The sequence below is a fragment of the Acinetobacter lwoffii genome, assembly GCF_024129595.1.
Classification (GTDB): Bacteria; Pseudomonadota; Gammaproteobacteria; order Pseudomonadales; family Moraxellaceae; genus Acinetobacter; species Acinetobacter lwoffii_O.
Genome location: NZ_JAMXXS010000010.1, coordinates 67,656 through 90,545, shown reverse-complemented (window position 1 = coordinate 90,545; position 22,890 = coordinate 67,656). Strand labels below are relative to the sequence as shown.

Genomic DNA, 22,890 nt, shown 5'->3' with positions numbered 1-22,890 from the left:
TAAAAGCTTTATTTTCACCCGATAAAATACCCATAAAACAAGAGGAAGCTCAAATGAGCTTCCTCTTGTGAAAAATTGTGGGACAGCAATGCCCAACTGGGTGCTTTTTTATTACGGTTATTTAAGTTGCAAGTTTTCTAAATAATGCAGCAATACCGAACTGGCGGCCTGTTCAAGCGCGGGTGCATAGCTTTGATGATCCGCCCGTAAGGCGGGAATATTGATCTGGGCTTTGCGTAACTCACAGGTATGTCCAATCAGCCATTTCTCTAAACTTTCACTGGCCACTTCAGCATGGAATTGTAGTGCTAGAATATTCTGTCCTACCTGAAAAGCCTGATTTGGATAAAGGTCAGAGCTGGCCAGTAATTCTACCTGTTCAGGTAGGTCAAATGTATCACCATGCCAATGCAGCACTTCAATATCTTCGAGAGCTTTTAGTGGATTATTTTCAATAGAGGCAAGCTTAAGTTTAGACCAGCCAATTTCTTTCACATCTCCCGGACAGACTTTAGCATCCAATGCAGCAGCAATTAACTGTGCACCTAAACAGATGCCTAACGTCGGTAAGTTATTTTCCAAGCGAACTTTAAGTAAGTCCATTTCTTGTTGTAAGAAAGGGTAATCCTCAGTTTCATAGACTGCAATCGGGCCACCGAGAATGACCGTTAAGCCGGGGTGCTCATAAGCTTTGCTGAGATCATCGATACCAGCTTCGAAATAACGCACACGTAACCCGAGCTGATAAAAAATATCTTCCCAAGCGCCTAAGTCTTCAAAAGCCAGATGTTGAATGGCATAAACGGTATCGGGGAGGTGGGCTAAGTTCAGCATAGTTTTTTGATATCAAGAGAATGATTTAATTTAACGTGAATCAAAAGCAAAATAAAAGGCTTTATCTACCGATCCTGTGCAAAATAAAAAATAATAAGCATCTCTGCACTATCAGTAAGTGTGTAAACATTTTTCGTGTGATCGCTACATCAAGCAGTTCATTTTTCCTTTTGTATAGGAAAGAGAGTAGAGTAAGACTGCCGTACTGAATAAAAACAACAAGCCTATCAGGAACAAGGATATGCAAAATATACGTTTATATGTCGATAAAAATAGAATCAGCCCTTATGCCATGTCGGTCTATGTTGCCTTAAAAGAAAAGGGTTTAGATTTTCAGGAAATCGTGATTGATTTAGATCAGCAGCAACAGAAATCTGCGGCTTATCAAGCCATTTGTCCAAGTGCTAAAGTTCCGTGTTTAATAGTAGATAACTTTAGCCTGTTTGAATCATGGGCGATCACTGAATACTTAGAAGATGCCTTTCCAGCACCTAATTATCCAGCCTTATATCCTAAGGAAATTTATGCTAGAGCTAAATGTCGGGCCATACAAGCCTTGGTCAAAACCGATTTTATGCAAATCCGCCAGCAGATGCCTTCCGATTCGGTATTTCATCTAGCAAAAATGTCTATACCTCTTACAGCTCCGATCACTGAAGAAATTCAGCGCTTGGTGAATGTGGCAGAATATATGCTGGAGGACATATGGTTGACTGAACACTGGTCAATTGCAGACTTTGATCTGGCCTTTATGTTGCATCGTTTGTTGAGCCATCAGGTGAAACTTCCTGTGAAAATAATAGAATATGTCGAGCGTAATTTTAAGCGTGCTTCGGTACAGGCCTGGCTGGCAGAACATGAAAAAGCTAAAACTTTAATCTAATGTCGACTGATAAAACAGTTCATAAAAAACCTACTTAAATAGGTAAAATTCAAGCGTAATATGAATCAGAACAAAACTTGAAAAGATGCTGAGGATACAGTCCTCGTTGAATAAGAAGGAGGGAGGGGCCGGTGGGGAATTCACATCATCATGAACATAGTCATGTCGCCGTGACTGCAAAAAATGCCAGAAAATTATCAATAGCGCTGGGATTAACCACCACTTTTTTAATTGTGGAAGTGATTGCTGGTTTTCTAACTCAAAGTTTGGCCTTACTTTCTGATGCTGCGCATATGTTTACCGATGCTGCTGCACTGGCTATCGCTTTAGTCGCTATCAAAATTGGACAAAAACCGGCAGACAATAAACGGACATTTGGTTATCAGCGCTTTGAGATTTTGGCTGCTTTGTTTAACGCCTTAATGCTGTTTGTGGTTGCGATTTATATTTTGTTTGAAGCTTATCAGCGTTTGAGTCATCCGCCGGAAATCCAGAGTTTGGGCATGATGATCGTGGCCACCTTGGGGCTAATCATTAATCTGATTTCCATGAAAATTCTGGTGTCTAGCAGTCAGGAAAGTCTCAATGTCAAAGGCGCTTATCTGGAAGTGCTGAGTGATGCACTGGGGTCTGTAGGCGTGATTATTGGAGCGCTAGTGATTTATTTCACTGGCTGGATGTGGGTGGATACGCTGATTGCGGTATTGATCGGATTTTGGGTGTTGCCAAGAACCTGGATTTTGCTGAAACAGAGCATCAATATTCTGCTTGAAGGTGTGCCGGATGAAATTGATATTGAAAAATTACGCCACGATCTTTTGGCGCTCGAAGGGGTTCAGGACATTCATCAGCTCAAGGTCTGGGCGATTACTTCCAAAAAAGTCATGCTGACCGTGCATCTGGTTGCGCCGAATGTGGATTATCGGAAACTGCGTCATCAAGCTTTCGAGATGCTCCACCATGAGCATCATATTACCGAGATGACCTTGCAGATCGAAGCGGAAGATTGTCCGCCGGAACATCGGGGACAATCCTCACATCAGCACTCACATGCCGAAAGCCATCAGCATTAAAATTGAATAGTCTTAACAGCAGAAATATTTTTTATTTTTTTAAAAGTGAGCGAATCACATTCAGATAACTTGGTGGAGCATCGACATACTGACGCTCCCTTAACATCTGGTGCATTCTCGCCAGCTTTTGATGCGGAACAGAGGCCATTAAATGATGTTCGATATGATAATTCACATGAATTGGCGCAACCAAAGCACGTGCCAGCCAACCTGCACGGGTCGTTCGGGTATTGCTAAGGGCAGAATGACTGGTTTCTAATCCGGCATGTTCAGCCATGGCGCGGATGCGGATGAACAAAGGAAATGGAGTGATATAGGCAAGAGGCCATAATAAATACAGTTTAGGATGTCCGCTGGCCCACAGTGCAGAAAAAATTGCTGCATTTGAGATGAGCATACCGGAACTATTTTTCAGCAGATTCTTTGCTAACTCTAAATTGCTGCGATCACCACGCGGAATTGGTTTGGGGTCATTGGAAACACTCCATTCCAATAATTCCAGATCCATTAATACTCGACCAGCGAGAAATTTAAAGCCAGATTGCCCATTCAGGTCACGGAAGAATTTCCTGAATAGTGAGCTTTGCGTAATAGGAAAGTTTTTTACCAAGCCCAAGTCAGGATCATCTGGCTGCGAGGTTTTAGCGTGATGTTTCAGATGGTAAGGACGATACTTGCTGACATCATTCCAGATTGGGCGTGCACAGAGCCAGTCAGTCAAATGAGTGTTCAACCATTTGGTCTTGAACAGGCTATGATGCGAAGCATCATGCATCAAAATAGCCAGCGCAAGCTGGCGTCCAGCAAGAATGGCCAATGCCAGCGCGCACATCAGGACTTTTCCCCACGTAGGTAAATATTCCCAGCTATAGGCTACCGTGCCAAAGGTCATAACAATTATGGTCCATGTCGAACCTACTGCCCAAGCGCCCTGCAAGTCTGAGGTCGTGGTGAGTTCTTTAATTTCATCACGACTAAAAAGTTCTGTGACACTGACCTTGCTGTTCATTCTTCTGCCTATATTTAGTTCTTATTGCTGTATTCAATATATTTGGATGAAATATTACAGTCAATTTATTTTTGTGTATAAAAAAGAAATAAATTAGACCCCTTGGTCTTTAAAATAGTGTTGCCATAAAAGTTGACCCTGTTTTTCTATTTTGCGGACTGCGAGCTCAAATTGTTGTCGAGCATCGGTGTTTATCCATTCTGCAGGAAGCAAAGGATCAGCACGTAAACTAAATAAGGCTGATTTACCTAGATAAAAGGCACTTTTTGCAGCATCTGCTAAAGTCAGATTTTGGTAATTTTCAAACCAGTCGTTAATATCATGCTGTACTTGATGATAGGTCTGATGTAGCTCTTCGATATCCCATAAATCACGAACTTCGGCTTCACTTTCCAGTTGACTGACTTGGAAAAAACGTGCGTCAGGATCTAATCCAAACTGGATTACAGCTGTTTTTAATGGACTTAGGTTTAGCGTTAAATTATCGGGACGAATAAAAACATTTTGCTCTAGTTCCTGAAAGCCATAATAACGCAGCGCTTTTTCCCTTTTAGATAATGCTGTACGGTCTACACGCCCCAAAGTACCGGTATAGACCAATACATATTTTCCATTCCATATGGTCGCCGTTTGCATATCAGGGTGTTTGTTTAAGCTGATAAAAGAAGTATCAAATTTTTTCTCTAGCAATTGATACACGCCGCGCTCTATAGCTTGAATGACATTTTCCTGATTTAATCGAGCCACAGCGACACGGATACCATTGTCAGATATACCCAATAATTCAGCAGCAGCTAATATGCGCTTAATAGACAGGGTTGAGTTTTTAGAGGCATATAAAAGATCTAGAATTAGATGACGAGCATTTAATTTATAAGTCATGAAACGATATCGTTATGAAAGGGATTGAAAGTTTTAAAGTTTATTCACAATAGCACTTTGTCATGAATAAACCAAAAAATTGTCAGGGTAAAAAAGGATGAATAAGTGATTTGAGATATGCATTTTATTAATAAATTTTTTACAAACACAATAAAAAAACCCTTATCTTTCGATAAGGGTTTTTCGAATTCTGGAGCGGGAAAGGAGACTCGAACTCCCGACCCCAACCTTGGCAAGGTTATGCTCTACCAACTGAGCTATTCCCGCAATGAGGTGAATTATAGAGAATTCTACAGCAGTGTCAACTCTCTATAAATCTGTTTGATTAATTAATCAGCACGACGCCAAACAGTACCTTGACGGGTATCCTCAAGAACAACACCCTGATCAAGTAAAGATTGGCGAATCTCATCCGCACGTGCGAATTCTTTGGCTTTCTTGGCATCCTGACGCTGTTGAATCAAATCTTCAATTTGTTCAGGTGACAATCCTAGAGCTTCTTGACCAATGTCAGATTTGAGGAACTCATCTACATTTTGCTGTACCAGACCGAGAATATTGGTCAGGTGACGTAAAGTTGCGTAGTAGATCGCTGCCTGTTCCGCATTTTCTTCTTTCACGGCACGATTCAGTTCTTTATTGATTTCGAACAATACCGCAATCGCTTCAGGCGTATTGAAATCATCACGCATAGCGGCATTAAAACGCTCAACTAAGGCCTCATCCAGAGTTTCAATCAGATGATCACCATAAATCGCCTGATAGGTTTTAAATGAGTGGTAGAAACGAGATAAGGTATTTTTCGCTTCTTTTAAGGCAACATCCGAATAGTTCACCGGGCTACGATAATGGGAAGAGACAATAAAGTAACGCACCACTTCCGGATGGAATTTTTCAATCACGTCGCGAATGGTGAAGAAATTGCCTAAAGACTTCGACATTTTCTCGCCATCGACATTAATAAATCCGGCATGCATCCAGTAATTGACATACTGTTCGCCAGTAGATGCTTCAGATTGTGCAATTTCATTTTCATGGTGCGGGAAGGTCAGATCAGTACCGCCGCCATGAATATCGAAATGATTGCCTAGGCAGCAGGTCGACATTGCTGAACATTCAATATGCCAGCCTGGACGGCCATTGCCCCAAGGTGATGCCCATGACGGTTCATTTTCCTTGGCATGTTTCCAGAGAACAAAGTCAAACGGGTGTTTCTTTTCAACTTCGACGTCGACACGTTCAGACGCACCCGCTTGCATATCTTCCAGTTTACGGCCAGAAAGGCGACCGTATTTGGCGAATTTTTCGACCTCAAAGTAGACATCACCATTATTGGAAGGATAAGCCGTACCTTTGTTGACCAGGTTGCCGATCATATCTTGCATTTGATCGATGTAATCTGTCGCTTTAGGTGCAACATCAGGTGCAAGGCAGCCCAGTTTGGCAAAGTCTTCATTCATCGCATCAATAAAGCGACCTGTTAATTCTGAGATACTTTCGCCATTTTCATTGGCACGTTTAATAATTTTGTCGTCAATATCCGTAATATTGCGCACATATTTGACCTTCCAGCCTTGGCTACGCAGGAAACGGATAATATAGTCAAATGCAACCACTGTACGTGCATGTCCAATATGACAGTAGTCATAAACCGTCATACCACAGACATACAGATCAATTTGACCTTCAACACGAGGTACGAATTCTACTTTTTTGCGTTGCTCTGAGTTATATAGAACAAATGGTTGCATAGCTGTTCAAAAGACTTCAAATAAAAGGATGAATCATCTTAACCTAAGCATAATTATTCATAAAGATAAAAGCGTAAAAAGCCTCAGTTATTTAGGGGAGTTAGGCGACGAGAGCGATTTATAAAGAAGAGGTTCAGGAAGTGAAATGGCGATATTGAGCTTACATTTTCAGAGACAGTATCCGTCAGGGTAATTGAGTTAAATTGAAATGAGGATGATTTAGTATGAATCCCATTCATTGAGACGAGAGTGAGGATATTCTAATAAAAAATAAAAATAAGCACATTCTACAGTTTTAAAAATGGAGTGAATGTAGAGGCGGAGATACCAGATTGCGCAAGTTGAATACAATCTGAATATATTAAAAATCCGTCGAATCTTCTACATTTAGAAAGCTTACAATTGCATAGCTATGCTAAAATTGCGAAAATTATGCCCATCAAACCAGAGTTTTTCTCTGTCCTTAGCGTAGGTAAACAGGCTTTGAATCCACAAAAAACAGCGAATCAACTAGATTTCCAGAAAGTCGCACTTGAAACACTGCGTATCGAAGAAAATGCACTACAGATTTTAGCAACACAGATTGATGACCGTTTTAGCCGGGCATGTGAAATTATTCTACAGTGTACTGGCCGTCTGGTGATTACCGGAATGGGCAAGTCAGGTCATATTGGCCGTAAAATGGCGGCGACCTTTGCTTCGACCGGAACACCGTCGTTCTTTATGCATCCGGGTGAAGCCGGTCATGGCGACTTGGGTATGCTGGTGGCAGGTGATGTGCTGATTGCTATTTCAAACTCGGGCAAGAGTGATGAAATCATGATGTTGATGCCACTCATCAAACATCTGGAAATTCCGCTGATTACAATCAGTGGTGATGATCGTGGTCCAATGCCACAAAATGCTGATGTGGCTTTGACGCTGGGTAATATTCAGGAGGCTTGTCCACTGGGTTTAGCGCCGACATCGTCAACGACGGCAACATTGGCTTTGGGTGATGCTTTAGCGGTGGCTTTACTGGATGCTCGCGGCTTTACCTCGGATGATTTTGCACGCTCACATCCTGCAGGTGCACTGGGTAAGCGTCTGTTATTGCATGTGAAGCATCTGATGCGTACTGGAGCCGATTTGCCGAAAGTCTCGCCTGATACCACCATGAATAAAGTATTGTACGAAATTTCCAACAAGCGCTTGGGCTTAACCACAGTCGTCGATGAAAATGATGTGTTGCTGGGGATTTTTACCGATGGTGACTTGCGTCGCTTGATTGATAAGCAGCAAGGTTTTGATGTCAATCTGGCTATTCAGGACGTGATGACCAAAAATCCGTTGACCATTTCTCAGGAAGCACGTGCAGTGGTGGCACTGGAACGTATGAATGAGCATAAAATTAATCAATTTGTAGTTGTTGATGATGCCAATAAAGTCATTGGTGTGATTAGTATGCATGACCTGATTCAGGCTGGGGTAAATTAATAAATGGCATCTTATGTATTATTAGAGCAGGCACGTCATATTGCAGCACTGGTGCTTGATGTAGATGGTATTTTAAGTGATGGCTTTGTAACGCTGACCAATACTGGCGATGAGATCAAATCCTTTGATATTCGTGACGGTCTGGGCATGAAACTGGTTCAGCAAGCAGGGATCAAGGTGATTATTATCACCGGACGTAAAAGCAATATCGTAGAAAAGCGTATGTCGGATCTGGGTGTTGATCTGGTCTATCAGGGCCGTGAAGACAAAGGTACAGCACTTCGTGAAGCCTGCGCACAGCTCAACATTGATCCTGAAGATTGCCTGTACATGGGCGATGACTGGCCTGATCTGTCTGCTTTTGCCATTGCCGGCATGAAAGTGACCGTGCCTAATGGTCATGTTGAAGTTCGCCGCCGTGCCGATCTGGTGACTCAGGCCCAAGGTGGACGTGGTGCGGTGCGTGAAATCTGCGATATGCTGTTAATGTCCAAAGGCATGTACCAAGAGTTACTTGAAAAATATACTCGTGCGCCTTATTAATAAGTCATATCTTTTGGATTAAGTACACCGCTTATGGATACTAAAGTTTTATATATTACGGCTGTGATTATTGCCGCAATAAGTGGTGGTTATTACTATTACAGCGGCAAGGGCAACAAGCTGCAGGCAGATTCTGCGCGCAGCATGACCTATTCCGCTCAAAATATTAACTTAACCCAGACGGATGAAACAGGCCAGGTGTCGGTTCGTGCCCAAGTGGACCGACTTGAGCAGAACCTGCAGCTAGAAACTTCAAAGCTAGAAAATCTGCGAGCATCGACTTATGACAATGGCAAAGTCGATGCAACTTTCTTTGCCAAAATGGCGCATGGTTATGATGACAATACAAAAGTTGTACTCTCTCAAGAAGTGTTCGCCACCAAAATCATGCAAAATGGGAAAATGCAGTTTCGTACTGAAGAACTGACCGCTTTTCCGAAAACACGTGAAATTGAAACAGACAAGACAGTGATTGTGGAATCTCCACAGGCTGAATTTGTCAGCCAGGGTCTTAAAGCCAATCTTAATGATGGTCAATACGAATTCTTTAATATTCGAGGAAAGTATGAACCAAACTCCTAAAGCCAAAATGATGCACACTTTCCTGAAGCGTATGACGCTGGCGACTGTGGTTGGACTCGGTTCAATCGCTGCTTTTGCACTGCCATCTGACCGTAACCAGCCAATCACCTTGCTGGCTGACCGGGCAACTTTCAATGAGCGGACGGGTGTGACGACGTATTCGGGCAATGTCATCATTGAACAGGGCACCATGAAGCTGCAAGCCAATTCAATTGTGGCCAATCTGAACAATAAGCGCCAGATTAGCCTGATTACGGCTACCGGTAGCCCGACACAGTTCCAGCAAAAAGTAGATGCCTCCAAAGGTCTAACCAAAGGTCAGGCTCAGAAAATTGTCTACAATGCTGAAACCGGAATTATTACCCTGTCTGGTAATGCCTTATTGCAGCAGGATGGGGCCAGTATTCGTGGTGCGACTTTAAAATATAGTATGAATAAAGGTGATGTTGAAGCGATTGGTACACCGAATAAAACCGGTTCAGCTGAAGGTCGCGTAAAAATTGTGATTCCACCATCGGCTTCACAATCCTTTCCAGGAGCACGTGATTAATGGAACAATCGCAGCAAGTTCAAACCTTGACCATCAAACATCTGGCGAAAAATTATAATAAGCGCTGGGTGGTGAAAGATGTGTCTTTTAGTATGGAAAGTGGCCAGATTGTCGGATTGCTCGGACCTAATGGTGCAGGTAAAACCACCAGCTTCTATATGGTCGTCGGTCTGGTACGTATGGATAAAGGTGAAATCTATCTGGATGATCTGGATCTTTCTGATCTGGCCATGCATGAACGGGCACGCAAGGGAATTGGCTATTTGCCGCAAGAAGCATCGATTTTCCGCAAGCTGACAATTTCACAAAATATTATGGCGATTCTGGAAACCCGCAAGGATTTGACCAAGGCCCAGCGTCAGCAACGTCTGGCGGAACTTTTGGCCGACTTTAAAATCACTCATATCAAAGATTCTTTAGGAATGAGTGTCTCCGGTGGTGAGCGACGCCGTGCCGAGATTGCACGTGCATTGGCAGCAGATCCAAAATTTATGTTACTCGATGAACCTTTTGCTGGTGTCGACCCGATCTCGGTTGGTGATATTAAAGATATCATCACCACTTTGAAAGATCGTGGGATTGGGGTATTGATTACCGATCATAATGTGCGTGAAACGCTGGCGATTTGTGAGCATGCTTATATTGTCAGTGAAGGCGCATTGCTTGCTGAAGGCACACCAGAAGAAATTCTGGCGAATGAGACCGTGAGAAAAGTTTATCTGGGTGATGATTTCACTGTTTAAATAATCCTGCTTTATATAAAAACCCTGCATCAGACGCCAGTTGTCGGATGCAGGGTTTTTTTTGATCAAATCAAAGTGAAAAAGATTTCTTTTAAAGGGATTTGATATATGGTTAGGCTAAAACAAGAAACATTACATAATTATACGATTTAGGGCAGAACACTTTAAAAAAATCAGGGGAAAACAGATCAAAAAAGAAGGGGATTGATACTTCTTCTTTTGCCTTTATCTGTGTCTTTGGCGCATGCAGAAAGTTCATCTCATTATTTTACCAATCTCAAGAATGGCTTGGATCAGCTGATTGTACCCAAGCCGACACGGTCAGCGCATACCATTGATATTACCTCGCTCGGTCATTATTCATTAGATACATCAAAAGTAGCTGAGCTGCCGCAAATTACCCGGCCACAGTCAGGACAGCCAGCTTTCAGTCCTACGGTCACAGCTGGTATTCCACAAAAAATGAATTTGGTGGAAGCTGTACACCGGGCAGTGCAGCGACGTCCTGAAATCACACAGAGTATTTCGACATTATCTGCGCAGGCCGCGAATATCGATGTGGCGAGAGCGGGTTATTATCCGCAGTTATCCGGGGGTATCGGGACAGGTGACCTCACTTCCGGTGAACGTGGACAACAAATGGTTTCTTTGAATGCCACCCAGATGCTGTATGACTTTGGCAAAATTAAAACCAATGTAAGTGTGGAAGAAGCGCGATTGGCAGAAGAACAGGCCAAGGTGCTGGTCAGTCTGGATCAGATCGCATTTGAAGTGGCTGATGCAATAGTGAGTATCAAACGCTATCAGCAAATTCCCCAGATTGCCCAACAGCAAATTCAGGGCATTGGAAGGATTGCAGAAATTGCCAATTTGCGTGCCCGCGCCGGAATCAGCAGTCAGGCCGACCCGATTCAGGCGCAGTCCAATCTGGAAGCAGCGCAATCGAATCTGATTGTACAGCAGACCCAGCTCAGACAATATCAACAACGCTTGCGTACCTTGCTAGGATTTGATGTATCCACTGTTGAATGGGATATTCCTGATCGTATTGTGGCACAGGCCGATCTTTATTAGGATCCGGAATTTACCCAGATTCCGAACATGATTCTGGCCCATGCCGGGGTCAATGTTGCCCGTTTGCAAAAAGATCAGGCGCGGCTAAGCCCTTATCCGACCATTAGTGTTAAAGGCAGTCTAAGTCAGGCGATGAATGGACGGAATCCAAATAATAATGAAGATGATGGCTTCTATAATTCAGTCATGATTGAAGCCAGCAGTAATTTGTATCAGGGTGGTGCAACGCGTTCACAGACCCGTGCCGCAAGCTATGCCGAAGAAGCTGCACGCGCACAGGTCAATACGGTCTATCTGGATGTGCAGGATCAGGTGCGCTTGATCCGCGAGCAGATTGAAAATAAACAAAAACAAATGGGGGTTTTATCCCAGCGCCGCGCAACCACGGTACGCACCAAAGAGCTGTATCAAGAACAATATAAATTGGGTACCCGAACCGTAGTGGATTTGCTGAATGCAGAGCAAGCCATTCATAGTGCCGCGCAGGAAATTGAATCGGCACGCTATGACATTTACTCGGCGATCGTACAGTACATTCAGGTCACGGGCCGTACACGGGATATTTACGCGCTTAACAGCATTTCTATTCAGGGGTTTGAAGTTCAGCCATGAGTACTACAATAATAAATTATCAACCTTGGCTTCAGGCAGTTTTAAATATTGCCCGGCATTACCGGATCGAGCCTTCTGAGGAGCGGATACGCCTGCAACTGGACTGGAACCAGCATCATGACATCGATGACATGCTCAAGATAGTCAGTCGTCAGATGGGTTTAAATGTCCGTAAAAATAAATTTGAGCGCAGCCTGCTGAATCCATGGCGTTTACCTTTACTGGCTGAATTCGATAGTGGTGATGTGGGGGTAATCGAACGCATCGACACGCAGGGCAATGTCAGCATTCAGCTCAGTGGAGATGAAGGTTTATCTCAAAGTTTCACGATTGAACAGTTAGAGACTGGCATAAAGCATCTTTATGTGCTGCGTCCTGAATCTTCAGTTCCAGATGCGCGGGTGGATGAATATATCAAACCCTTTGAGAAAAACTGGTTCTGGTCAATTGTCCTGAATGACTGGAAGCGCTATATCGATGTGATGTTTGCGTCTTTAATTGCCAATATTCTGGCACTGGCCACGATAGTTTTCTCGATGAATGTCTATGACCGTGTCATTCCATCGCAATCTATTCCGACGTTATGGATGTTGGCCGGTGGCGTGCTGATCGCTGCGATTTTTGAATTTGTATTACGTGTCTCGCGGATTTATCTTTCAGACATTATTGGTAAACGCGCGGATTTAAAAATTTCTGACCGGGTATTTGGTCATTCATTACGGATTAAAAACAGCGAACGTTCCAAATCGACAGGAACTTTTATTTCACAAATTCGCGAGCTGGAAGGCGTCCGCGAGCTGGTGACTTCAACCACAGTTACGGCCATTGCCGATCTGCCATTTTTCTTCCTGTTCTTAGGCATCTTCTGGGTGATCGGTGGCAATCTGTTCTGGGTCATGTTACTCGTTGTGCCCTTAATGATTCTTCCAGGGATTCTGGCGCAGAAAAAACTGGCACAGCTGGCCCAGTTGGGAATGCGTGAATCTGCCATCCGCAATGCCTTGCTGGTAGAAGCTGTACAAGGAATTGAAGACATCAAGCTGTTAAGAGCTGAAACGCGTTTCCAGAATCAGTGGAATCATATGAATGAAGTGTCAGCCGATGTCAGCATGCAGCAACGTAAAATTGTCGGCTTGATGACCGCCTGGACCCAAAAAATTCAGGGACTGACCTTTGCAATTGTAGTCTTGGTCGGGGCTTTTGCGATGATGGAGGGTGACATGACCACAGGCGCACTGGTGGCCTGTTCGATTCTATCTTCACGCATGCTGGCACCAATTTCACAAATTACGGGCGTACTGGGTCGCTTGCAGCAGGCCAAAGTAGCGAAATCCGGTCTGGATGAATTGATGAAAAAACCGGTGGATCAGCCGGACTATTCGCACCTGATTCATCGTCCGGCACTGGATGGGCATTATGAGCTCAACGGTGTGGTGTTTAAATATGGCGATGATGATCCGAAACCGAGTTTGATGATTCCCAAGCTGGAAATCAAGCCGGGGGAGAAAATCGCGATTCTGGGCCGTAATGGTGCAGGAAAATCGACCTTGTTACAGCTTTTGTCTGGGATGCAGACACCGTTACAGGGCAAGGTCAAGCTGGATGGTATTGATCTGACCCTGATTGATCCGTCAGATGTGCGGCGTGATATGAGTTTGCTAAATCAGAACTCGCAGTTATTTTATGGTTCAATTCGTGAAAACCTGACTTTGGGTGCACTTTTGGCCACCGATCAGCAAATTCTGGAAGCCTTACAAATTACCGGTGCACTGGGATTTGTACAGGAGAAAAAAGAAGGGCTGGATCATATCATTTTAGAGGGTGGTGTCGGCTTTTCTGGTGGGCAGCGTCAAGCCTTGTTATTGGCACGGTTATTGATCCGTCAACCAAAAATTTTGCTACTGGATGAACCGACCGCTGCCATTGATGATGTGTCAGAAAAACAGTTGATTGATCATCTTAAAGGGTATTTAACCCATCGTACGATGATCGTCGCCACTCATCGTCGTGCGGTATTGGAACTGGTGGATCGTATTCTGGTGGTCAATGATGGCAAGATTGTGATGGATGGACCACGGGATCAGATCCTGAATCAGTCGCAGGGTGGTAATAAGCGGGTTGTGGGAGCAAGTGCATGAGTGAACTACAGCAACTAAAACGTTCCAGCAAGGTCAGCTTTCAGGAACCACCCTTGCCCAAATCAAGTGTCATCATCTGGATTATTGGCATTGGCCTATTGGTATTGCTGAGCTGGGCATGGTTATTCAAATTGGAAGAAGTGTCTACCGGTACCGGAAAAATAATTCCATCATCCAAAGAGCAGGTGATTCAGTCTCTGGATGGCGGTATTTTGACTAAACTTAATGTCAAAGAAGGTGAGATTGTCGAGCGTGGGCAAGTATTGGCCCAGCTTGATCCGACCCGCTTTGAATCCAACGTCGGTGAATCAGAATCCTTGCTGGTGTCATCACGTGCCACTTCAGCCCGTTTACGTGCGGAAGTCACCGGCGCACCGTTGGTCTTTCCTGAAGAAGTGTTGAAATATCCCAAATTGGTTAAAGAAGAAACGGCCCTGTATCAGTCGCGTCGAGCCAATTTGCAAGAATCTGTTGCAGGCCTGGAACAGGCTTTGTTACTGGTGCAGCAAGAACTGGAAATGACCGCTCCCTTGGTCGCCAAAGGGGCAGCCAGTGAGGTTGAAGTGTTGCGTCTAAAACGTGAAGCCAATGACCTGCGTAATCAGATGAATGATATCCGTAATCAATATTATGTGAATGCGCGGGAAGAATTGTCCAAAGCCAATACTGATGTAGAAACCCAGCAACAGGTGGTACGTGGCAAGTCGGATACTTTGAGCCGAACTGTTTTTAAATCACCGGTTCGCGGTGTCGTCAAAGAGATTGATGTGATGACGCTGGGCGGCGTGATTCCACAAAATGGCAAGTTGATGACCATCGTGCCACTGGATGAAAAATTACTGGTTGAAGCACGAATCTCGCCGCGTGATATTGCCTTTATTCGCCCTGATCAGGAAGCATTCGTTAAAATTACAGCTTATGATTATTCGATCTATGGTGGGTTGAATGGTAAAGTTGCGATGATTTCACCGGATACCTTGCGTGATGAAGTCAAGCAGGATCAATTTTATTATCGGGTGTATATTCGTACCGACAGCGACAAGCTCAGCAATAATGCCGGGCAGGAGTTCAATATTACTCCAGGGATGGTGGCTACCGTAGATATTCGTACAGGTTCAAAAACCGTGATGGATTATCTGATTAAGCCGTTTAACAAAGCCAAAGAAGCCTTGCGTGAACGATAATATTTGCCAAGCAAATAAGTAAAACAATCGATTAAAATCAGGCCTCTCCGTGGAGAGGCTTTTTATTTGTCTGTGCAAAGCAGGTATACTGCAGCAGTGAGAGTTTAAAGTCTGAAGTTATGCCATTTACCATTGCCAGCCTGGTCAGTTTCGAGGAAGACATTAAAAAAAGCCGCTTTCAGGCCTTTGCCACCCCTGTTGAAAATGAGCAGGACGTGAAAGATTTTCTAGAAGCTTATCGCGATCCAAGCACCACCCATCAATGCTGGGCCTGGAAAATTGGCCATCAGGTACGCTTTAATGATGATGGTGAACCCTCAGGTACTGCAGGACGCCCGATTCTGGCAACTATTGAAGGCAATGAGCTGACCAATGTGCTGGTATTGGTCAATCGCTGGTATGGCGGGATCAAGCTGGGAACAGGGGGCTTGGTACGGGCCTATGGCGGTTGTGCTGGGCAATGTTTGTTGTTGGCAGAAAAAATTGAACTGATTGAAAAGAAGAAGGTGCAATTTTCCTGTCAATTCAATGAATGGGCCATCTTTCAATATGAATTGAATCAGCAGCAAATCGATTATCAGGAAGAATATACAGCCGAAGGGGTGCAGATCAGCACCTTATTTCAGTTACATCAAATTCAACCTTTTGCCTTAAAAATTCAAGATGTGACCCGCGGCCGTGAACAGCTCAAAATCATAGAAGAAGCGACAGATGACTGACGTAGATCCATTACTGAAATATCGTGAGCAGCATAAACATCGCCTGAATTACATGCCTTGGCTGTACTGGTCTTTAAAGCCAAAAAATCGCGGTTGGGCAGAAGCGTGGCAAAAGGACTATCAGGCTTACTTGATGGAAATGGAAACCGTCGAGATTGGTGAAAACTGTTTTATTTCACCTCTTGCACATATTTTCGCGGAGCCGGGACGCAAAATCATCATTGGTGATAATAGCTTTATTGCTGCAGATTGCACCTTACATGGCCCCCTAGAGATCGGTAATGAAGTGGCGATCAATCATCACTGTATTCTGGATGGCGGTCGAGTAGGGATTAAACTGCATGATCAGGTGCGTATCGCCGCTTATTGTCATCTTTATGCCTTTGATCATGGCATGAATCCTGAGCAGCCGATTTATCAGCAGCCAGTACGTTCGCAAGGCATCGAGATTGGGCGGGATGTATGGCTGGGTGCACATGTGGGTATCAAGGATGGAATTAAAATCGCAGATCAGGCCGTGGTGGGAATGAACAGTATGGTGACCAAGAATGTTGAGGAACGCGCGATTGTCGCCGGTAATCCGGCCCAATTCATTCGCTATCGTGAATAAGCTTTTGGAAGTCAATTGCTTGATACAACCGACTGACTCAGCAGAGGGTTCGATATATTGATCTATATTTGTTCACATAAAAGTTAACATATTTCAAGCCAAGCCTTACAGATTTCGCTGCACATTTTTGAATGCTTATGCTAAGTTAAAAATAACTAAGAAATTTTTATCATAAATAGAAGAGAGGCTAAACATGAAACGTGTCATCGCCTGCATCGACTCATCGCCATGTATAAACGCGCTGGCAGACGCGGCGGCATGGATTGCCAAACAGACTGGCCGTGAACTGGTTCTGTTACAGGTTTTGGATTATTACCCGGCCAGTTATCATCTGGGGGAAATCAGCGGAGTGATTGGCTTTGAAAGTAATGCCATGTTACTGAAAGAACTGGCTGAGCTTGAACAAAAACAAAGTGAAATCGCGCTGGATTATAGCAATAACCTGCTGCAACACATTTCGGAGCGGATTCTGGCAGAACACGGCATTCAAACCACCCATATTCAGGAAAAGGGTGATTTTCTGGAACAAAGCTTTCAGATCCTGCAGCCTGATGATATCGCAGTGATTGGATTACTCGGTGAACGCTCCGCTGAAAAAAATAAACCAATTGGCACCAATGTGGAAAATTTTATTCGTGGGGCAAACTGTACCGTGATGACGGTCGGAGAACAGTTTAAGCCGCCGACACGATTTATTTTCGCCTATGAATATTCACCGACCTGTATCAAGATGATGAAACGGATTGCGGAAAGTGATCTGCTGCGCTTATTGCAATGCCATTTGTTATATATCGGTGATCATGCTGAGATTCTGAATGAGCCTTTGCAATATTTAAATCAGGCTGGTTTAGATGTGGTGCCACAATACCGCTATGGCGATGTCGCAGAAAATATTTTGACCTATCAGCAGGAACTCGGAATTCAGCTGATCGTGTTGGGTGCATTTAGTCACAGTAAAATTCACCAGTTCTTTTTGGGCAGTATTGCGACCACGATTTTCCGGAATTCAAAAGTACCGTTACTGGTTGCGAAGTGAGAATTGCATATAATAGCCAAGCGCGAAGTCTAATCGTAAATTGTTACAGCTTGATTTAAAAATGACCAGAGTTATCCTCATATATTGTGGATAACTCTGTGGTTAATATTTATAAGTTAATGTTATTTATGGTAAATATGTCATTGGGTGATTTTTGTTCTTCTTGTTTTATTTCACAATCGCGAGTGCAAAACCATCATGTCCTTTGCTGCCAACCGTTTGTAAAGCAGTGCATGACAAGATACGTGGATGATTTTGAAGCGCTTTAAACATGTCACGAATGCCTTCAATACTTGGTTTATTATTGTCCGGATTAATGATCTCGCCAGCACGAATCACATTGTCTAGAAAAATAAGCGTACCTGAGTGCGACAGGTTTAAACTGAGTTCCAGATATTCCGGATAACTCTGTTTATCTGCATCAATAAAGATGAAATCGAAAGCTTCCGTATCTTCAGGCAGGGCTTTAAGCACATCTGCTGCACGGCCGCATTTCAGTTCGACGGTCTGTTTAAGCTGCGCGCGATCAATATTTTCCTGACCCATCGCTGCATGGGTATCACGTCCTTCAATGGTCAGGATATAGCCATCATCCGGCAACGCACGTGCCAGCCACATGGTGCTATATGCTGCAAATGTGCCGAGTTCCAGTACACGTTTACATTGGTTCATCTGGATCAGCATCTGCAACAACATGCCTTGATTCCGTGCTACAGCCAGGTGATCAGGAAAACCGTGCGCTGCGGTATTCTCAAGAGTTTGATTCAGAATAGGGTCTTCAGGAATTAAATGTGAATCAATATAGTGATCAATGTCTGTCCACATTTGTTGCATAGTCTTAGCACCTCGATTGCGATGCGTGCATTTTAAACTTTTCGCGGCAGAGCGCAATTTATTGTTCTATAGGTGATGATTTTTTAGGCGCTACAAAGTCCTGCATGAACTTTGTAGAACATTTGTCATGACTTAGTAATTACACATTGAGGAATTACGGCCTAAACTCGGTCCCCAAGTACGATAACCTTGGGTATCGATGTGGATCTGGCCAGAAGCATACATGCCGAGTCCCATATTCAGGCTTTGACCATGCTGCACCCAGAACTGGCACAATTTAAACTTGGTATTTTCAATATAACTATAATCTTGTGCTTGGGGATATTCAGGCCCAATCCGGAAATCGATCGCAGAGTTGTAAAGATGGCGTGAAGAATTGGCACCGCCGGCACACTGGTTTAAAGGCAAGTCACGATAGACTGATGTGACTTCAAAATCAGTCAGTACATTGGCTGCAACCAGATATTTAAAGACTTTTAAAGTTGGGATCTGATTGGCCCATAATTCACGGCTCGGAATCATGTATTGGGAACGACCACACTTGGCCCAATCACGTGCAGTACGCATCAACTCGAAACTCGGAATGATATTGCCAACCCCATGACGTTCCAGAAAAACCTCATATTCACGCACGCGTGACAAATTATCCAGTGCCGATACCCAGTGAGTATACACATAAGGCACAGTTTTCGGGTGGGCTTTACGATCGTATTGAACACGTTCTTGTGGAATGTAAATCCGTTTTCCAGCAGGTGTGGTGGCCTGTCCAGGTTGTTTTGTGGTCGTGGTACAGCCCACAAAAACAAGAGGAATTATACAAAGACTCAATAATCCCTTTAACAAGTTCTTCATTTATAGAAATCAGATATTTACAAAATAGCGCTATTTTAGACTAAATATAGGGAGAAATTTGGAGAATATTGCAATGAAATGTGTGCGTTGAGTATAAAAAAGATCAGCAAATGCTGATCTTTTAAAGTTTAAACTAATTACTTTTCAAGGTATTGTAATTTGTCTGCTTTGCCATTCCATTCTTCACGGTCTGCTGGCTGGTCACCAATTTGTGTGATATTTGGCCATTTTTGTGACAGGACAGCGTTCAGTTCAATAAAGACTTCTTGACCCTCTGGTAATTCGTCTTCAGAAAAAATTGCATTTGCCGGGCATTCAGGTTCGCATAACGCACAGTCGATACATTCGTCCGGGTTAATCACAAGGAAGTTAGGACCTTCATAGAAACAGTCTACAGGGCAAACTTCAACACAGTCTTGATATTTACATTTAATACAATTTTCAGTGACAACGAAGGTCATGGCGACAGCTACCTAAAAAATATGGTTCTAATTACGAATGCTGTATTTTAGGCAAAAACAGGGGGAACTAACAATTCCTTTTATTGATATTTGTTATATATAGGGCTGTTAAATTTGAAAAAAGGTCGCATACCGATGAATTACAGCATTCATCGGTATGTTCAGGACATCGACCCTATGCCAGATGAGGTCTAGGACCGAGAATTAACTTGGCTGTTTGATCAGGTCTTTGAGAGCATATAACTGCTGCAAGGCTTCACGCGGAGTTAAACTATCTACATCAATATCTTCGAGTAAGTCCAGTGCAGGCGATTCTTTTTCAATTTCGATGATACGTTCTATAGGCTCCATAACTTCAGGCATTGCAAACAGATCATGCTGCGGGCTCAGTGGCTTGGCCTGATGCTGTTTTTCCAGAATCTTTAAGCGGTTTTGCGCTTCTTTAATCACCGCAGCCGGAATGCCTGCCAATTTCGCGACTTGCAAGCCATGACTTTGACTGGCCGGGCCATGTTGCACCTTATGCAATAAAATCAGATTACCATTCAGCTCTTTGGCCGTGACATGGTAGTTATTAATGCCACTTTCCTTATCCAGTTCAGTCAGTTCGAAATAATGGGTAGCAAATAGACATAAACATTGAATGCGTTTGGTCAGATCCAGCACACAGGCCCAAGCCAAAGACAAGCCATCATAGGTACTGGTTCCACGGCCAACTTCATCCATGAGTACCAAAGACTGGCTGGTGGCATGATGCAGGATTTGCGAGGTTTCGGTCATTTCCACCATAAAGGTTGATTTGCCGGTCGATAAATCATCGGCAGAACCAATACGGGTAAAGACACGGTCAACCGGACCTAAAGTTGCAGCTTGCGCTGGAACATAGGCACCACAATAAGCCAGCAACATGATCAATGCAGTCTGGCGCATAAAGGTGGATTTACCACCCATGTTGGGGCCGGTAATGATGGCCATGCGATGGGAAAAATCCAGTCGCGTATCGTTCGGAGTAAAGGCCGATTTACTGAGGGCTTCTACCACTGGATGTCGTCCAGCAGTGATACTTACACCGATTTCAGGGCTAAATTTTGGACGCGACCAGTTGCGTAAACGCGCCTGATGGGCAAAATTAGCAATCAGATCAATCTGGGCAATTGCGCTGCTCATCATCTGTAAACTGCCGATATCCTGACGCAGTTCATCCAGCAGCATTTCAAACAGCATTTTTTCACGGGCCAAGGCACGCGATTCGCTTGATAAGACTTTGTCTTCAAATGCTTTCAGTTCAGGTGTGATGTAGCGTTCGGCATTTTTCAGGGTTTGCCTACGAATATAGTGCTCGGGTGCCTGTTCAGCCTGTGCGCGGGTCAGCTCAATATAATATCCACTGACGCGGTTGTAGCCAATTTTCAGTCCCGGAATGCCGCTTTGTTCACGCTCTTTAATTTCCAGATCAATCAGGAACTGGCTGGCATGATCACGAATCTGACGTAGTTCATCGAGTTCACTGTCAAAACCTTCTGCAATGACATTACCATCACGAAGCAGGACGGGTGGATTTTCCACAATGGCGGACATCAGACGTTGATGTAGATCATGGAAGTCGCCGAGTTCTTCATTGAGTTGTACTAAAAGTTTGGACTGTTGCTGACTGACAATCGGTTGCAGGGCATGGCGTAAAAATGGAATTTGCGCGCAGGCCTGTCGCAATTGCACCAGATCACGTGGACGGGCACTGCCAAGCGCAATACGGCTCAGCACGCGTTCAATATCGCTAATTTCTTTTAGTACCAAACGTACAGGTACTTCGTGGAAAACTTGCAGCAGGGCTTGAATGGCATCCAGGCGCTCATCCAGCAAGGCGGTATCGCGTAAAGGTTGCATCAGGGTGCGACTGAGCAAGCGCCCCCCCATGGCAGTCTGGCAATCATTGATCAGCTGAAATAAGGATGTCCCATGTTCAAATAAAGGCTCAATCAGTTCAAGATTACGGCGTGTCACCGGATCCAAAGCAATAAAATCTGAACTCTGTTCTAGCTGAATCGTGCGGATATGCGGTAACGCAGTTTTCTGGGTTTCTTTGGCGTAGTGAATCAGTGCCGCTGCGGCTGCTTTAGCCAAAGGTAAATGATCAATTCCGAAACCTGAAAGCGTGCTGACGGCAAACTGGTCACATAAGGTTTTTTGTGCATTATTCAGGTTGAAATCAACATTTGGACGTTTGGTGACCGAGATATCCAGTTGCTGTTTGAGTTGTTCGGTCAATGTCGGATCAGCGATATTTTCATCCAGCAGAATTTCGCTTGGCATCAAACGTGCCAGTTCAATCATGAGCTGGTTAAGATCATAATCCTGCTGCTGTACTTTAAATAAGCCAGCGCTGAGATCGAGAAGTGCAATGCCAATCTGACTCTGCTGAATACATAAAGCCACCAGATTCGAGCTTTGATGTGCACCGAGCATGGCATCATCGGTCAGGGTGCCCGGCGTAATAATCCGAACTACACCACGCTCCATAGGTGCCTTTCCGCGAGTGCCTGCGCTCTCGCCTTCGCCGATCTGCTCGCAGATCACCACGGTTTCGCCTTTTTTGACCAGACGTGCCAGATAGCCCTCGGCTGCATGATAAGGCACGCCCGCCATAGGAATCGGCTGACCATTGGCTTTACCACGATGGGTCAGGGTAATGCCTAAAATCTTGGCTGCCTTGTGTGCATCTTCAAAGAACAGTTCATAAAAATCACCCATACGATAAAACATCAAAGAATGCGGATGCTGCATTTTCACCGACATGTATTGCTGCATCATAGGTGTTAGTGTGGATAGGTCAGGTCCTATATTTTCTGTATTCATGTCACTTAAAACCTTTAAAATTAATAATATTTACAATTAATTGCATACAAAACTTTTCCTGACGAATCCTGTTGAATCTTGTCTAAACCTGAACAATCCAATGAGTAAGTATACCTTTTAGTGTACCTTTTTTTGGTATGTGGTTAAAATACTAAGAATAAGATGATTCGATTTTTGAATTTCTGAAACGG

Annotated in this window: 20 protein-coding genes, 1 tRNA gene and 1 pseudogene; 13 read left to right on the top strand and 9 right to left on the bottom strand. The window is 44.0% G+C overall.

What is annotated here, in order from left to right; genetic code table 11:
• Positions 1-117: 117 nt before the first annotated feature.
• Entirely contained in the window at positions 118-834 is a 717-nt protein-coding gene (locus tag NI466_RS07190; RefSeq protein WP_253173209.1) for a glutamine amidotransferase, read from the bottom strand.
• 241 nt (positions 835-1,075) lie between these two features.
• On the opposite strand from NI466_RS07190, the gene yfcF reads away from it, so the two are divergent.
• Positions 1,076-1,717 carry a glutathione transferase gene (yfcF, locus tag NI466_RS07185; protein WP_004729879.1) on the top strand — a complete coding sequence of 214 codons (642 nt, stop codon included), beginning with the start codon at positions 1,076-1,078 and terminating at the stop codon, positions 1,715-1,717.
• Between the two features lie 131 nt (positions 1,718-1,848).
• On the top strand, positions 1,849-2,790 hold the full coding sequence (locus tag NI466_RS07180) for a cation diffusion facilitator family transporter (protein WP_253173208.1): 942 nt from the start codon (positions 1,849-1,851) through the stop codon (positions 2,788-2,790).
• A 31-nt stretch (positions 2,791-2,821) separates the two neighbouring features.
• On the opposite strand, the gene NI466_RS07175 is transcribed toward NI466_RS07180, so the two are convergent.
• The 4 genes from NI466_RS07175 to cysS form a co-directional block, all read right to left on the bottom strand.
• A complete protein-coding gene (locus NI466_RS07175; RefSeq protein ID WP_253173207.1) occupies positions 2,822-3,799 on the bottom strand; it encodes a fatty acid desaturase family protein in 978 nt (325 codons plus the stop codon).
• A 93-nt stretch (positions 3,800-3,892) separates the two neighbouring features.
• Positions 3,893-4,681: a hypothetical protein gene (locus NI466_RS07170; protein ID WP_005246684.1), complete on the bottom strand. Its 789-nt coding sequence runs from the start codon at positions 4,679-4,681 to the stop codon at positions 3,893-3,895.
• A 191-nt stretch (positions 4,682-4,872) separates the two neighbouring features.
• Positions 4,873-4,948 (bottom strand) — tRNA-Gly (locus NI466_RS07165).
• Between the two features lie 62 nt (positions 4,949-5,010).
• The gene (gene cysS, locus NI466_RS07160; RefSeq protein WP_253173206.1) at positions 5,011-6,432 is read right to left on the bottom strand and encodes a cysteine--tRNA ligase; all 1,422 of its coding nucleotides are present in this window, start codon (positions 6,430-6,432) and stop codon (positions 5,011-5,013) included.
• Between the two features lie 432 nt (positions 6,433-6,864).
• On the opposite strand from cysS, the gene NI466_RS07155 reads away from it, so the two are divergent.
• The 11 genes and pseudogenes from NI466_RS07155 (at position 6,865) to NI466_RS07105 (ending at position 17,699) form a co-directional block, all read left to right on the top strand.
• Positions 6,865-7,908 (top strand): KpsF/GutQ family sugar-phosphate isomerase, encoded by a 1,044-nt coding sequence (locus NI466_RS07155; protein ID WP_253173205.1) that lies wholly within the window; start codon positions 6,865-6,867, stop codon positions 7,906-7,908.
• Between the two features lie 3 nt (positions 7,909-7,911).
• On the top strand, positions 7,912-8,451 hold the full coding sequence (locus NI466_RS07150; RefSeq protein ID WP_004279958.1) for a KdsC family phosphatase: 540 nt from the start codon (positions 7,912-7,914) through the stop codon (positions 8,449-8,451).
• 33 nt (positions 8,452-8,484) lie between these two features.
• Positions 8,485-9,033: an LPS export ABC transporter periplasmic protein LptC gene (gene lptC, locus NI466_RS07145; protein ID WP_004729873.1), complete on the top strand. Its 549-nt coding sequence runs from the start codon at positions 8,485-8,487 to the stop codon at positions 9,031-9,033.
• Entirely contained in the window at positions 9,017-9,583 is a 567-nt protein-coding gene (gene lptA, locus NI466_RS07140; protein WP_180096557.1) for a lipopolysaccharide transport periplasmic protein LptA, read from the top strand. Before lptC ends, lptA begins: the two co-directional genes overlap by 17 nt.
• Entirely contained in the window at positions 9,583-10,326 is a 744-nt protein-coding gene (gene lptB / locus NI466_RS07135; protein ID WP_253158924.1) for an LPS export ABC transporter ATP-binding protein, read from the top strand. Before lptA ends, lptB begins: the two co-directional genes overlap by 1 nt.
• A 219-nt stretch (positions 10,327-10,545) precedes the next feature.
• Positions 10,546-12,012, top strand: a pseudogene (locus NI466_RS07130) (TolC family outer membrane protein).
• Complete coding sequence (locus NI466_RS07125; RefSeq protein ID WP_253173204.1) at positions 12,009-14,150, top strand: type I secretion system permease/ATPase; 2,142 nt, start codon at positions 12,009-12,011, stop codon at positions 14,148-14,150. The pseudogene NI466_RS07130 and the gene NI466_RS07125 overlap by 4 nt, the downstream one beginning before the upstream one ends.
• Positions 14,147-15,334, top strand: coding sequence for a beta-barrel domain-containing protein (locus tag NI466_RS07120; protein WP_253173203.1), 1,188 nt, complete (start codon positions 14,147-14,149; stop codon positions 15,332-15,334). The genes NI466_RS07125 and NI466_RS07120 overlap by 4 nt, the downstream gene beginning before the upstream one ends.
• Positions 15,335-15,453: 119 nt before the next feature.
• On the top strand, positions 15,454-16,053 hold the full coding sequence (locus tag NI466_RS07115) for an IMPACT family protein (protein ID WP_253173202.1): 600 nt from the start codon (positions 15,454-15,456) through the stop codon (positions 16,051-16,053).
• Positions 16,046-16,663: a DapH/DapD/GlmU-related protein gene (locus NI466_RS07110; RefSeq protein WP_253173201.1), complete on the top strand. Its 618-nt coding sequence runs from the start codon at positions 16,046-16,048 to the stop codon at positions 16,661-16,663. Before NI466_RS07115 ends, NI466_RS07110 begins: the two co-directional genes overlap by 8 nt.
• A gap of 193 nt (positions 16,664-16,856) precedes the next feature.
• Positions 16,857-17,699: a universal stress protein gene (locus NI466_RS07105; RefSeq protein WP_004279943.1), complete on the top strand. Its 843-nt coding sequence runs from the start codon at positions 16,857-16,859 to the stop codon at positions 17,697-17,699.
• Positions 17,700-17,867: 168 nt separating this feature from the next.
• Here NI466_RS07105 and NI466_RS07100 read toward each other — a convergent pair whose 3' ends face one another.
• The 4 genes from NI466_RS07100 to mutS form a co-directional block, all read right to left on the bottom strand.
• Positions 17,868-18,533: an O-methyltransferase gene (locus NI466_RS07100; RefSeq protein ID WP_253173200.1), complete on the bottom strand. Its 666-nt coding sequence runs from the start codon at positions 18,531-18,533 to the stop codon at positions 17,868-17,870.
• Between the two features lie 132 nt (positions 18,534-18,665).
• Positions 18,666-19,385: a D-Ala-D-Ala carboxypeptidase family metallohydrolase gene (locus NI466_RS07095; RefSeq protein ID WP_004279938.1), complete on the bottom strand. Its 720-nt coding sequence runs from the start codon at positions 19,383-19,385 to the stop codon at positions 18,666-18,668.
• Between the two features lie 137 nt (positions 19,386-19,522).
• Entirely contained in the window at positions 19,523-19,846 is a 324-nt protein-coding gene (gene fdxA, locus NI466_RS07090; RefSeq protein ID WP_253173199.1) for a ferredoxin FdxA, read from the bottom strand.
• Between the two features lie 204 nt (positions 19,847-20,050).
• Positions 20,051-22,699, bottom strand: coding sequence for a DNA mismatch repair protein MutS (gene mutS, locus NI466_RS07085; RefSeq protein ID WP_253173198.1), 2,649 nt, complete (start codon positions 22,697-22,699; stop codon positions 20,051-20,053).
• Positions 22,700-22,890: the final 191 nt, after the last annotated feature.